Genomic DNA, 13,354 nt, shown 5'->3' with positions numbered 1-13,354 from the left:
GGGCTCCCCCTTCCGTTCGGGCTGCTCGGGAGTGAGCCTAGCGCAGAAAGTTGAACGCGTTCAAAACTTGCGCGATGGAAAGTCGAACAATAAATACGCAACTCTTCCAACAGAGTTCGACACGTCCTACCGTAATCGCGCACATGGCATGCACAGGAAGTGATCCCATCTTTTGCGAGTCCGGAGGAACGTAATGACGCGTCACCCCCACACCCGCACGACCCGCCGAAGAGTGGTCGGAGCGCTCGCCGCGGGCCTGTTGTGCACGGCGGGCCTCGCCGCGCCGGCTGTGGCCGCTCCCGCACAGGACCCCGTCTCCCCCGCCCTGGCCGACGGTCAGGCGCTCACCCCTCCGATGGGTTTCAACAACTGGAACTCCACCAACTGCCGTGCCGAGTTCAACGAGTCCATGGTCGAGGGCATCGCGGACATCTTCGTCAACAAGGGCCTGAAGGCGGCCGGTTACCAGTACGTCAACCTCGACGACTGCTGGGCCCTGCCGTCCCGTGACGCCGACGGCAAGCTCGTCCCCGACCCGGTCCGCTTCCCGCACGGCATCAAGGCGGTCGCGGACTACGTGCACTCCAAAGGGCTCAAGCTCGGCATCTACACCAGCGCGGGCACGAAGACGTGCAACGACGCCGGCTTCCCGGGCGGCCTGGGCCACGAGTACAGCGACGCCCAGCAGTTCGCCGACTGGGGCGTGGACTACCTCAAGTACGACAACTGCAACAACCAGGGCGTGGACGCCAAGGTGCGCTACAACACGATGCGCGACGCCCTGAAGGCGACCGGCCGCCCGATCGTCTTCAGCATCTGCGAGTGGGGCGAGAACAAGCCCTGGGAGTGGGCAGCGGACGTCGGACATCTGTGGCGCACGACCGGTGACATCAGCGACAACTGGGGCTCGATGCTGTCGATCCTCAAGCAGAACCTGCCACTTGCTCCGTACGCCGGTCCCGGGCACTGGAACGACCCGGACATGCTGGAGGTCGGCAACGGCGGCATGACGGACACCGAGTACCGCTCGCACTTCTCGATGTGGTCGATCATGGCCGCGCCCCTCCTCATCGGCTCGGACCTGCGCACCGCGACCCCCGCGACCTTCGACATCCTCGACAACAAGGAGGTCATCGCAGTCGACCAGGACCCGCTGGGCAAGCAGGGCAACGTTGTCACCTCCGAGGGCGGACGCTGGGTCGTCGCCAAGGAGATGAAGGACGGCAGCCGTACGGTCGCGCTCTTCAACGAGACCGGCAGCGCCCAGCGCATCGCCACGACCGCCGCGGCCGTCGGCCTCCCGAACGCCCACGCGTACACCCTGCGCGACCTGTGGCAGCACAGGAGCTACAACACCGCGGGCACGATCTCGGCGACCGTCCCGGCCCACGGCACGGTCCTCGTACGGGTCTCCGCCGACCGGCACGCGCTCAAGAACCCGCCGGCCGTCGAACTCGGCCTGGACAGCGCCCCGTTGGTCCAGGCGGCCACCCCGGCCCCGCTCACGACGACGGTCACAGACCTGGGCCGTACGACCGCCGAGCACGTCTCCGTGAGCCTGACCGGGCCCGCGGGCTGGAAGGTCCGCGCCAAGTCGTCGACGACCGCGAGGGCCGTACGGACGGGCAAGTCGCTGCGCACGAAGTGGACGGTCACCGCTCCCTCGGGGACGCCGACGGGGTCGTACGACCTGACGCTCAAGGCGAGTTACCGCTCGCCGAGCGGTACGCGTGTCAGCGGCACACTGCCGTTCACCGCGTCCGTGGTGGTCGCTCCCCCTGCGGGCACCTCGTACCTCGGTGACCTTCCGTGGATGTCAACGGCGAATGGTTGGGGGCCCGTCGAGCGCAACACGAGCAACGGGGAGAGCGCGGCGGGGGACGGTCATCCGATCACCCTGGGCGGAGTGGTGTACGCCAGGGGACTTGGGGTCCACGCCGAGAGCGACGTCGAGTACTACACCGGGAAGACGTGCGAGAAGGTCACCGCGGACGTCGGTGTGGACGACGAGAAGGGCGCCAACGGAACCGTCGCCTTCGAGATCTGGGCGGACGGCACGAAGGTCGCCTCGACCGGCGTCCTCACCAACGCGATGCCCGCCCAGCCGGTCACGGCGGACGTGACCGGCGCCCAGGTGGTCCGACTCGTCGTCACCGACGGCGGCGACGGAATCGACTCGGACCACGCGGACTGGGCGGACGCCCAACTCACGTGCTGAGCGGGGCACATCGCATGTCAAGGGGCATAGGCCGCTGAACGAACGTTTCGGCCGGTCCGTTCCTCACACCCCGGCCGAGGTCGCGCTCGCCTGTCCCGCGAGCGCGGCCGCGGCCGCTCCCACCAGCCCGGCGTCCGTACCCATCTGAGCCGGCGTCACCGTCAGCCGCCGCACGAAGGACAGCGTCGCGTAGTCGCTCAGCGCCTTCCGCAACGGCGTGAACAGCACGTCGCCCGCCTTGCCGACTCCCCCGCCGATCACGGCGATGTCGATCTCGACGAGGGTCGCGGTGGCCGCGATACCGGCGGCCAGAGCCTGCGCGGCCCGCTCGAAGGAGGCCAAGGCGACCGGGTCACCGGCACGCGCGGCGGCGGCGACGGCCGCGGCCGAGGCATCGCCGTCCGGGCCCGGACGCCAGCCGCCCTCGACCGCCCGCCGGGCGATGTTGGGACCGCTGGCGATCCGCTCGACGCAGCCGCGCGAACCGCACGGACAGGCGTCGCCGTCCAGGTCCACGCTGATGTGGCCGATATGGCCCGCGTTGCCGGTGGGCCCGGGATGCAACTGCCCATTGAGGACGAGGCCGCCCCCGACTCCCGTGGACACCACCATGCACAGCGCGTTGGCGTGCCCGCGCGCGGCGCCTTGCCAGTGCTCGGCCGCCGTGATCGCCACGCCGTCGCCGATCAGCTCGACGGGCAGGCTCCCGGTCGCCGCACGCACCCGCTCGACCAGCGGAAAGTCGCGCCAGCCGGGCACGTTGACCGGGCTCACGGTGCCGGCGGAGGCGTCCACGGGACCCGCGCTGCCGATGCCGAGGGCGCTCGCGCGGGACCACGAGGGTGATGCGGTGAGCTCCGCGAGCACCTCCTCCACGGCTCGCATCACGGTGTCGCCGTCGTCCTGCGAGGGCGTCGGGCGCTGTGCTCGCACCAGGATCTTGCCGTGGCCGTCCACCAGCGCCCCGGCGATCTTGGTGCCGCCGATGTCGAGCGCGGCCACGAGGTCGGTGTGCATCAGTGTCAGATCTCCCCGTCAAACATGAGAACCACCAGAAGGTGAGTTGGGCCGGTCTCGCGGTGGGGGCGCAGGCCGGAGATATTCGGTGGACAGTCTCTCTCGCATATGACAACGTTGTCCAGGCTCTATGCTCGACGCCACATCCTCATACAAACCCATGGACCTATGCATCCCCCGTGGACGACAGGACAGGACAGCGCATCGTGCCAGAGACCGCCCGCCGCCCGGAGAACCGCTACGGCAACCGTCCGACCATGAAGGACGTGGCCGCACGCGCGGGTGTCGGCCTGAAAACGGTGTCGCGCGTGGTGAACGGCGAACCGGGCGTCACCCCCGACACCGAGCGCCGGGTCCAGGAGGCCATCGACGCCCTCGGCTTCCGTCGCAACGACAGCGCCCGCGTCCTGCGCAAGGGCCGCACGGCCAGCATCGGCCTCGTCCTGGAGGACCTCGCCGACCCGTTCTACGGCCCCCTCAGCCGCGCCGTCGAAGAGGTCGCCCGCGCCCATGGTGCCCTGCTCATCAACGGCTCCAGCGCCGAAGACCCGGACCGCGAGCAGGAGTTGGTGCTCGCGCTGTGCGCCCGGCGCGTGGACGGCCTTGTGGTGATCCCGGCCGGGGACGACCACCGCTACCTGGAGCCGGAGATCAAGGCGGGCGTCGCGACCGTGTTCGTGGACCGTCCGGCCGGGCAGATCGACGCGGACGTCGTCCTGTCCGACAGCTACGGCGGCGCGCGCGACGGCGTCACCCACCTCATCTCCCACGGCCACCGGCGCATCGGCTTCATCGGCGACATGCCCCGCATCCACACGGCCGTCGAGCGACTGCGCGGTTACCGGGCCGCGATGGAGGACGCGGGCATACCGGTCGAGGACGCCTGGATGTCCCTCGGCGTGACCGACCCCGTCCGGGTGCGCCGGGCCGCCGAGGAGATGCTGACCGGTCCGTCCCCCGTCACGGCGATCTTCGCCGGCAACAACCGCGTGACGGTCACCGTCGTCCGCGTCCTCGCCGAACAGTCCCGCCGGATCGCCCTGGTGGGCTTCGACGACTTCGAACTCGCCGACCTGCTCCAGCCGGGCGTGACCGTCGTCGCGCAGGACGCGGCGACCCTCGGCCGTACGGCAGCCGACCGTCTCTTCCGCCAGCTGGACGGCACGCTGATCGCTCCGGAGCGGATCGAGTTGCCGACCCGGTTGATCACCCGGGGCTCGGGCGAACTGCCGCCGTCGGACTGAGCGGCGGGTGAACCACCCTGTGGGCGACCGTACGTTGGAGGGCCTGGGGCTGGCTCGGGCGCCGCGCGAGGATCCCCTCAGCTATCCGGGCACATGGCCTTCTACGTCCGGACTCCTCGTCGGAGACCGGCTGTTGCCCCTCGACGACCACACCACGTACGCGGACCGCACGCCGGTCCTCGCCATCGGCTCCAACGCCTGCCCCGGCCAACTGCGGCACAAGATGGCCGAGTTCGGGATCACGTCTCCCGTCCCGATGGTGAAGACACGCGTCACGGGTATCGACGTCGGCGTCTCCGCGCACGTGAGCCGCGTGGGATATGTGTCGGCGTCGCCGGTCAAGGCACCGGGTGTTGTACGGGAGTTGTTCGTGACGTGGTTCGACGCGCGGCAGCTCGCGGTGGTGGACGCGAGCGAGGGGGCGTACGACCGGACGTGGTTGGCCGGGCCCGAGTTCCGTCTGGAGCCGGACTCCGGGACGTCGCTGCGAGGCGCGTACGTCTACGTCAACCGGCATGGTGTCCTGCACGACGGCACGGGCGTGCCGCGTCGGCACCCGGGCGAGCGGGCGCTGCTCACCGAACTGCTGGGTAGCTCGGCGGCGTTGAGGGGGTTGTTCGGGCCGACGCCGGAGGAGTTCTGCGAGCGGGCGCGCGGGGACCGGGAGTTGTGCGAGCGGGGTACTCGGCTGTTCCGGGAGGAGGGGCTGGTGACGACGTCGGGCCTGGAACGGTGAGCGACGATGCGCGCACCTCGTACACGTCGTTGGTCTTGCGTGCGTGAGGTCGTGTCGGCGGGGCCGAGTTCTTCAGCCGGCCCAGTGCCAGGTCCAGGCCGCGATGAGGGCGAGGCAGCCACCGAGGAAACCCAGCGCGGTCGCCAGCTGGAAGCGGGTCGTGCCGTTCCGGGGAGCTCTGGTCGCCTCCATCGGCCCGTCGGTCTGCTGGAGCGCGATGTAGTCGGCTGCGCCCACGGTCACGGCACTCAGCGCCTCGGCCGGCTCACCACCGGGGGCGCAGCGGAAGTAAGTGGTCTCCCCCGGTTCCACCATGGCTGTCAGGGTCGGGCTGGAGCACCAGGCGATCCTCAGTTGCAGCCGATGGGGGCCGACCGGCAGGTCGAGACGCAAGGTCTGTCCGCGGCCGATCAGGCCGACCTGGGTGTCGTCGATGAACACCTTGTAGCGCCGGAACTGATCACGGCCACCGTCCGGTGCCCTGGACACCACGAGGGTGCCTTGCTTCTGCCGATCCGCGTCCGCGGACGGGACGTTGTCCACCACCGTCACCTCTTGCGATCGATTCCGGGACTTCCGACAGTTCCGAGAGAGGTACGTCAACAGACCGGCAGCCCCGGAATCGGCTCGTCGTTGCCCCCGCCCTTGAGGTAGACGTCGCTGACATAGACGTCGGTGTTGCCGCTGTCGTCGTCCGTCTTGGCCCACCAGACGTTGGTCCACTGACCGTACGTCTCTCGGCGGCCCAGGTGCTGTTGGCAGAAGAAATAGTTGGTACCGGCGCCGAGGACGCCAGCTTCGGTGCCGGACGCGGTGTAGGACTTGGCGCTGCGCCACACCTGACAGTTGTACTTGCCACCGCCGATGGACTGACAGACGGAGGCGGGACTGGAACTGGGAGTGGCTCCGCCCGTCGCGGGGGCGCCACCGCCGGTGCTTCCGCCGCCGGAGGACATGGACTTGCTCGGCGCGACGGTGGGATCCTGCCCCGCCGCCGTGTTCTCCCCCTTGCCGGTGTGCCGCTGCGTCGGCGCCTGGGTCCCGTCGCCGCCCTGCCCGGTGGGCTCGGCCTCGATCGAGCGGTCGGCGTCCGTACGTCCGCTGGGCGAGGCGGGGCCGACACCGGCACCGGCCGGGGATGAGGCACTGGGCTGCGAAGTGACCTTGGTGTCAGCGGAGTTGACCATACGGGCGACGACCACTCCGGCACCGGCGAGGACGGCCACCACGGCAGCGGCGGCTATCAGGATGCGGGCCTTGCGGCGAGGCGCGGCCGGCGGGTGGGTCATGGGACCGGTCGGCGGAGAGGGGTGAGGCGCGGGGGCCACGGGGGACACCGGAGCGAGGGGTGGGCCGAACCCATGGGGCACGAAGGTAGGAGTGGGAGTCAGCGTGGGAGTGGGAAGGGGCGTGGCAGCGGACGCGTCCGCTGCCGGTCGCTCCGAAGAATCAGGGCCCTGCACTCCCGCTCCGGGCAGGCCTGCCGCACCCACTCCGTACGCGGCGGCTCCAAGTCGCCCTGGCGACCCAGGTGTTGACCCTCCCGATCCGGACCAGCCCGAGGCGTCGACCCCGGCCCCCTCCGGTCCCGCGTCCTCGGGCGAGCCACCGCTCCCCGGTCCGCTGCTGCCTCCGGCCGGCTCGCCGGTACCGAACCCCTGCCCGGCTGGAGCCGCATGGCGCACAGCCCCGAGACCCTGCCCACTCTCCGTAGGCTCAGCGGCGCCCGCGCCCCGGACTCCAGCACCGGTGCCAGCACCGAGATCAGTATCTGCCAGGGCCGCCCCCGCCGCCCCAAGTCCCGCCGCCCGCGCCTCCGTTGACTCCTTCGACCCCGTCGGTTCCGGAACCCCCGCTCCCGCCCCCGCACTCCCACTCCCCCGCGACTCCACCGCTCCGAACCCCGGCGGCACCGCAGGAACCCCGCCCCCTGCTCCCCGCAGCACAGCCGTAGGCAAATCCACCCCCGGCGCCCCCGCGACCCCCTCCAACAGCTCCCGCGCCACATCCGCCCCGGGCCGCAACTCCGCCTGCTTCTCCATCAGTTGCCGCAGGACAGGCCCGAGCCGACCCGCCCGCCGGGATTCCGGCAAGGGCTCGGAGACGATCGCCGTGAGGGTGGAGTACGTGGACGTGCGGCGGAACGGGGACGCGCCCTCGACCGCGGCATACAGCGTGGCACCCAAGGCCCAGACGTCCGACGCCGGGCCCGGGTCCGCGCCCTGGGCACGCTCGGGGGCCAAGTAGTCCAGGGAGCCGATGAGTTCGCCGCTGCGCGTGAGGTGGGTGGCGGAACCGTCGCCCGGGTCGTCCATCGTCGCTATGCCGAAGTCCGTGAGGACGACCCGGCCCGAGTGGTCCAACAGGATGTTGCCGGGCTTCACATCTCGGTGCAGGACGCCGACGGAGTGGGCCGCGGCCAGCGCCTCCATCACCTTCGCGCCGATCCCGGCCGCCTCGCGCGGGTCGATCGGGCCGCGCTCCCCCAGCACGTCGTCCAGGGAGGGACCGTCGATCAGCTCCATGACGATCAGCGGGCGTCCGTCGACCTCGGCGATGTCGTGCACGGCGACCACGCCGGGATGGCGGACCCGCGCCGCCGCCCGCGCCTCGCGCTGCATCCGCAGGCGCAGGTCGGCCAGTTCGGGTCCGTGGGCGTCGGTGAAGGTGCGCAGTTCCTTGACGGCGACCTCGCGGCCGAGGACCTCGTCGACGGCCCGCCAGACAACGCCCATGCCGCCACGCCCGAGTTGGGCCACGACGCGATAGCGCCCGGCCAGCAATCGGTCGACCCCGTCCACGCGTCCGCTCTCCCCCGAAGGCACCGCCCGCTCCGTCCCTGTGGCACAACCATGAACGCCGTACAGCCTACGGGGCGGCAGTGACAACAGAAGCCGGCGCCAACACCTGTGACAGGTCCGCTACTTGGCGGATGCCGTCAGATCGCCCCGGCGCGGTGCCGCGAAGCCCTCCAGGTCCATCCGGGTCAGCCCGGTCGCCCGGGCCACCTCGGCGATGTCGAGCGCGCCGCAGTCCAGGCCGCGCAGCAGATAGCCGCTGAGGGCCTTGGCGGTGGCGGGCTCGTCCATGACGTCGCCGCCGGCGTGGTTGGCGTAGCGGGCGAGGCGGGCGGCGGCCTGTTCGAAGCCTTCGCGGTAGAAGGCGAAGACGGCCGCGTAGCGGGTGGGGATGTGGCCGGGGTGCATGTCCCAGCCCTGGTAGTAGGCACGGGACAGGGCTCGCCGGGTGAGGCCGTAGTGCAGCCGCCAGGCGTCGTGGACCTTCGCGGTGGGCCCGACCGGAAGGACATTCGTCGAGCCGTCCGAGACACGCACGCCCGTCCCGGCCGCGGCGACCTGCATGATCGCCTTGGCGTGGTCGGCGGCCGGGTGGTCGCTGGCCTGGTAGGCGGCGGAGACGCCGAGGCAGGCGCTGTAGTCGAAGGTGCCGTAGTGCAGGCCGGTGGCGCGGCCCTCGGCGGCCTGGATCATGCGGGCGACGGTCGCCGTGCCGTCGGTGGCGAGGATCGACTGGCTGGTCTCGATCTGGATCTCGAAGCCGATCCGGCCCCGCTCCAGCCCGCGCGCCTTCTCGAAGGCCTCCAGGAGGCGCACCATCGCGGTGACCTGCTCGGCGTACGTGACCTTGGGCAGCGTCAGGACCAGCCCCTCGGGCAGCCCGCCTGCCTCCATGAGCCCGGTCAGGAAGATGTCGAGGGTACGGATGCCCCGGTCGCGCACCGGCGCCTCCATGCACTTCATACGGATGCCCATGTACGGCGCCGCCGTGCCGTTCTCGTACGCCTCGGCGATCAGGCGGGCCGCGCGGGCGGCGGCCTCGTCCTCCTCGGCGTCGGGGCGGGGGCCGTAGCCGTCCTCGAAGTCGACGCGCAGGTCCTCGATGGGCTCGCGCTCCAACTTGGCCCGCACGCGCGCGTGGACGGGCTCCGCGAGGTCGTCGGAGAGGCCGAGGACGGCGGCGAAGGAGGCCGCGTCGGGGGCATGTTCGTCGAGGGCGGCCAGGGCCCGGTCGCCCCAGGTGCGGATCGTGTCGGCGGCGAAGACGTCACCGGGGACGTAGACCGTGTGGACGGGCTGGCGGGTGCCGGGGTCGCCGGGGTAGCGGCGCTCCAGTTCGGCGTCGACCGGTGCCAGGGACGCGCTGATCTCCTCGCTGACCGCGCCCGCGAGGCTCGTCGCCACCTTCTCCTGCTCGCCGTGTCCCATTCCCACACCCTCCAGTTTTCCGCTCTACGGAATCAACAATCCGTAGAACGAAGTTATCCATGGAGCTTCCCGCCGGTCAACACCCTGTCCACGCCGTGAACCCGGGCGTTCACCCCCGCCCCGAGGCCCTCTTCCGCCCAGCCCTTCGCCCCTTCATCCTGACTCGCAAAGGGAGGGGCCGCACATGCCGACTGTCAGGACGGTCACCCGTCGCGCGGGGCTCACCACACTGGTGGCGGCCGCCATTGCCCTGCCACTGATCGGAACCGTACGCTCCGGCACCGTCCGGAACGAGATCCGCCTGCTGGACGTCATGACGTTCAACCTGCGCTACGCGAGCACCGACGAGCCCAACAGCTGGAAGGTCCGCCGCCCGGTGATGCGCGACCTGCTGCTCCGCGCGGCCCCCGACATCATCGGCACCCAGGAGGGCCTCTACGCACAGCTCCAGGACATCAAGCAGGACCTGGCACCGCACTACGACTGGATCGGCGGCGGCCGCAAGGGCGGCAGCTTCGACGAGGAGACGGCGATCTTCTACGACACCCGCCGCCTCGCCCCCGTCGAGTACGACCAGTTCTGGCTCTCCGACACGCCCGCCGTGATCGGGTCGAACACCTGGGGCGGCGCCCATCCGCGCATCGCCACCTGGATCCGCTTCCGCGATCTCGGGGACGGCGACCGGGAGTTCTACGTCCTCAACACCCACCTGGACAACGCGAGTCAGTACGCACGCGAGCGTGCCGCCACACTCATCACCGAACGCGTCGCCCACCTGGACAGCTCCCTGCCGCTCGTGGTGACCGGCGACTTCAACACCGCCGCGTACACCACCTCGGTCTACTCCACGATGCTGGACGCCGGCCTCAGGGACACCTGGGACGCGGCGGCCGCGCGGGGGCAGCTCTACGGCAGCTTCCACGGTTACCGCGCGCTCGTGCCGGAAGGTCCGCGCATCGACTGGATCCTGGTCTCCCCGGGAGTCACCGTGCGCCGGACGGTCCTCAACACCTTCTCCGAGAACAGCCAGTTCCCGAGCGACCATCTGCCGGTGCAGTCGACCATCACGCTGGGATGAACGAAGGCTCCCGCGACCACATGGGTCGCGGGAGCCTCGTACAGCCTGAAGGCGTCAGCCCGGGATCAGCCCTTGCGGGAGTTGACCTCTTCGGTGAGCTGCGGGACGACGTCGAAGAGGTCGCCGACCACGCCGTAGTCGACGAGGTCGAAGATCGGGGCCTCGGCGTCCTTGTTGACGGCCACGATCGTCTTCGAGGTCTGCATGCCTGCGCGGTGCTGGATCGCGCCGGAGATGCCGTTGGCGATGTACAGCTGCGGGGACACGCTCTTGCCGGTCTGGCCGACCTGGTTGGAGTGCGGGTACCAGCCGGCGTCGACGGCGGCACGCGAGGCGCCGACGGCCGCGCCGAGGGAGTCGGCGAGGGCCTCGATGATCGCGAAGTTGTCCGCGCCGTTCACACCGCGGCCACCGGAGACGACGATCGCGGCCTCGGTCAGCTCCGGGCGGCCGGTCGACTCACGCGGGGTGCGCGCGGTGACCTTGGTGCCGGTGGCCTTGTCCGAGAAGGTGACCGCGAGCGCCTCGACGGTGCCGGCGGCCGGAGCGGCCTCCACGGCGGCCGAGTTCGGCTTCACGGTGATGACCGGGGTGCCCTTGGAGACCCGGGTCTTGGTGGTGAAGGAGGCGGCGAACACCGACTGGGTGGCCACGGGGCCCTCGTCGCCGGCCTCCAGGTCGGTGGCGTCGGTGATGATGCCGGAGCCGATACGCACCGCGAGGCGGGCGGCGATCTCCTTGCCCTCGGCGGAGGACGGCACCAGGACGGCGGCCGGGGAGACGGCGTCGTAGGCGGCCTGGAGGGCGTCGACCTTCGGTACGACGAGGTAGTCGGCGTACTCGGCGGCGTCGTGGGTGAGGACCTTCACCGCGCCGTGCTCGGCGAGCGCGGCGGCGGTGTTCTCGGCACCGGGGCCGAGGGCGACCGCGACGGGCTCGCCGATGCGGCGGGCCAGGGTCAGCAGCTCCAGGGTGGGCTTGCGGACGGCGCCGTCCACGTGGTCGACGTAGACGAGAACTTCAGCCATGGGAATGGTCTCCTGCGTGCTTGCGAAGTCTGAGGGGCGGTGAGCGAGTTGGGCCTTGGGGGCCTTAGATGAACTTCTGGCCCGCGAGGAACTCGGCGAGCTGCTTGCCGCCCTCGCCCTCGTCCTTGACGATCGTGCCGGCGGTGCGCGCGGGGCGCTGGGCCGCGGAGTCGACGGCGGTCCAGGCGCCTTCGAGGCCGACCTCGTCGGTGTCGATCTCCAGGTCGGAGAGGTCCCAGGCCTGAACCGGCTTCTTCTTGGCGGCCATGATGCCCTTGAAGGACGGGTAACGCGCCTCGCCCGACTGGTCGGTGACCGACACGACGGCCGGCAGGGACGCCTCCAGCTGCTCGCTGGCGGTGTCGCCGTCACGGCGGCCCTTGACGACGCCGTCCGCGACGGAGACCTCGGAGAGCAGCGTGACCTGCGGGACGCCCAGGCGCTCGGCCAGCAGGGCGGGGATCACACCGGCGGTGCCGTCGGTGGAGGCCATGCCGGAGACGACCAGGTCGAAGCCGGCCTTCTCGATCGCCTTGGCCAGCACCAGGGAGGTGCCGATGACGTCGGTGCCGTGCAGGTCGTCGTCCTCGACGTGGATCGCCTTGTCGGCGCCCATGGACAGCGCCTTGCGCAGGGCGTCCTTGGCGTCCTCCGGGCCCACGGTCAGGACGGTGATCTCCACGTCGTCGTCCGAGTTCTCGGAGATCTGCAGCGCCTGCTCGACCGCGTACTCGTCGAGCTCGGAGAGCAGACCGTCCACGTCGTCCCGGTCGACGGTCAGGTCATCGGCGAAGTGCCGGTCGCCAGTGGCGTCGGGCACGTACTTCACAGTGACAACGATCCTCAAGCTCACGCCGGCTCTCCTACTGCATCGTCATTTTCGGCTGCCTACTTCCAGGCAGCATAGGCGCCCTGAACGGCCGTTCCCGGTGGGGGCGATCGGTGCTCCGAGCGAAATATTACTCGCCAGTACGCACTCCTACGCTCCCCCAAGGGGTGCCCGCTAAGCAAGCGCTTTGAACTGTGACCTGTGCAACGCAGCGTAATCGGAACTCGACGCTTCCGCAGGGTGGCCCGTCACCCACCCGAAGTGGCCTCAGTCACGCAGCCCGTTGAAGCGCCCCTGGTGGTAGAGGAGCGGGCGGCCGGAGCCCGCGGGGTCGCCGAGAACGACCTCGGCCAGCACGATGCGGTGGTCCCCGGCGGGCACGCGCGCGACGACCCGGCACACCAGCCAGGCGAGCACGCCGTCGAGGACCGGCACACCCTCGGGACCCTCGTGCCAGACGGTGGGCGCCCCGAACCGGTCGGCGCCGCTGCGGGCGAAGGTGGCCGCCAACTGTTCCTGGTGCTCGCCGAGTATGTGCACGCCGACATGGTCGGCCCCGGATATCGCCGGCCAGCTGGAGGCGCCGGTGCTGATCCCGAAGGACAGCATCGGGGGCTGCGCGGAGACGGAGCTCAGCGAGGTGGCGGTGAAGCCGACCGGGCCGTTCTCACCGCGCGCGGTGATCACCGCCACACCGGCCGCGTGCTGCCGGAAGACGGAACGCAGCAGGTCGGGAGAGGCGAGCCGAGAAGTGCCGAGATCGGGCGTGGCCGTCATGGAACTGTCCTTCTTGGGGAGGCGACGAGCGGGACCGTGGCTGCTCAACAGCCCGGACAGCGCGCGCTCGCGGTGCGGGCCAGGTCGACGTGCACCCGCCCGTAGAGAAGGAGTTCCGAAGGCATACGGTCAGATTGACGATAGGTGGTGCGCACAGTCAAGTACGTTCCGGCATATGGGAGATGACTCACCGTCGTCGTC

General features: G+C 70.6%; 11 protein-coding genes. 4 read left to right on the top strand and 7 right to left on the bottom strand.

Annotated features, from left to right (window positions below):
* Positions 1-193: 193 nt before the first annotated feature.
* Complete coding sequence (locus tag OG714_RS45450) at positions 194-2,218, top strand: NPCBM/NEW2 domain-containing protein (RefSeq protein WP_406129993.1); 2,025 nt, start codon at positions 194-196, stop codon at positions 2,216-2,218.
* Between the two features lie 63 nt (positions 2,219-2,281).
* On the opposite strand, the gene OG714_RS45445 is transcribed toward OG714_RS45450, so the two are convergent.
* The gene (locus OG714_RS45445) at positions 2,282-3,235 is read right to left on the bottom strand and encodes an ROK family protein (RefSeq protein WP_406129991.1); all 954 of its coding nucleotides are present in this window, start codon (positions 3,233-3,235) and stop codon (positions 2,282-2,284) included.
* A gap of 206 nt (positions 3,236-3,441) precedes the next feature.
* Between OG714_RS45445 and OG714_RS45440 the strand changes: the two genes are divergently transcribed.
* Positions 3,442-4,479 carry a LacI family DNA-binding transcriptional regulator gene (locus OG714_RS45440; RefSeq protein WP_406132169.1) on the top strand — a complete coding sequence of 346 codons (1,038 nt, stop codon included), beginning with the start codon at positions 3,442-3,444 and terminating at the stop codon, positions 4,477-4,479.
* 7 nt (positions 4,480-4,486) lie between these two features.
* A complete protein-coding gene (locus OG714_RS45435) occupies positions 4,487-5,215 on the top strand; it encodes a hypothetical protein (protein WP_406129989.1) in 729 nt (242 codons plus the stop codon).
* A 72-nt stretch (positions 5,216-5,287) separates the two neighbouring features.
* Here the strand turns inward: OG714_RS45435 and OG714_RS45430 are convergent, their stop codons facing one another.
* The 3 genes from OG714_RS45430 to OG714_RS45420 all read right to left on the bottom strand — a co-directional run bounded on the left by OG714_RS45430 (position 5,288) and on the right by OG714_RS45420 (position 9,441).
* Positions 5,288-5,758: a hypothetical protein gene (locus OG714_RS45430; protein WP_406129987.1), complete on the bottom strand. Its 471-nt coding sequence runs from the start codon at positions 5,756-5,758 to the stop codon at positions 5,288-5,290.
* A 56-nt stretch (positions 5,759-5,814) separates the two neighbouring features.
* Positions 5,815-8,016: a serine/threonine-protein kinase gene (locus OG714_RS45425; RefSeq protein WP_406129986.1), complete on the bottom strand. Its 2,202-nt coding sequence runs from the start codon at positions 8,014-8,016 to the stop codon at positions 5,815-5,817.
* Between the two features lie 120 nt (positions 8,017-8,136).
* Complete coding sequence (locus tag OG714_RS45420; protein WP_406129984.1) at positions 8,137-9,441, bottom strand: DUF6986 family protein; 1,305 nt, start codon at positions 9,439-9,441, stop codon at positions 8,137-8,139.
* A 184-nt stretch (positions 9,442-9,625) separates the two neighbouring features.
* Between OG714_RS45420 and OG714_RS45415 the strand changes: the two genes are divergently transcribed.
* Positions 9,626-10,519 carry an endonuclease/exonuclease/phosphatase family protein gene (locus OG714_RS45415; RefSeq protein WP_406129982.1) on the top strand — a complete coding sequence of 298 codons (894 nt, stop codon included), beginning with the start codon at positions 9,626-9,628 and terminating at the stop codon, positions 10,517-10,519.
* A 65-nt stretch (positions 10,520-10,584) separates the two neighbouring features.
* Here OG714_RS45415 and OG714_RS45410 read toward each other — a convergent pair whose 3' ends face one another.
* From OG714_RS45410 to OG714_RS45400, 3 genes are all read right to left on the bottom strand, one after another.
* Positions 10,585-11,547 (bottom strand): electron transfer flavoprotein subunit alpha/FixB family protein, encoded by a 963-nt coding sequence (locus OG714_RS45410; protein ID WP_406129980.1) that lies wholly within the window; start codon positions 11,545-11,547, stop codon positions 10,585-10,587.
* Between the two features lie 64 nt (positions 11,548-11,611).
* Positions 11,612-12,400, bottom strand: a complete 789-nt coding sequence (locus OG714_RS45405) for an electron transfer flavoprotein subunit beta/FixA family protein (RefSeq protein ID WP_262062823.1) — start codon at positions 12,398-12,400, stop codon at positions 11,612-11,614.
* Between the two features lie 243 nt (positions 12,401-12,643).
* Positions 12,644-13,153 (bottom strand): flavin reductase family protein, encoded by a 510-nt coding sequence (locus OG714_RS45400; protein WP_406129978.1) that lies wholly within the window; start codon positions 13,151-13,153, stop codon positions 12,644-12,646.
* Positions 13,154-13,354 lie beyond the last annotated feature (201 nt).

The organism is Streptomyces sp. NBC_00989, assembly GCF_045162655.1.
GTDB lineage: Bacteria > Actinomycetota > Actinomycetes > Streptomycetales > Streptomycetaceae > Streptomyces.
Note: the sequence above shows the minus strand (reverse complement) of the source record. Positions and strands in the feature narration are given on the sequence as shown.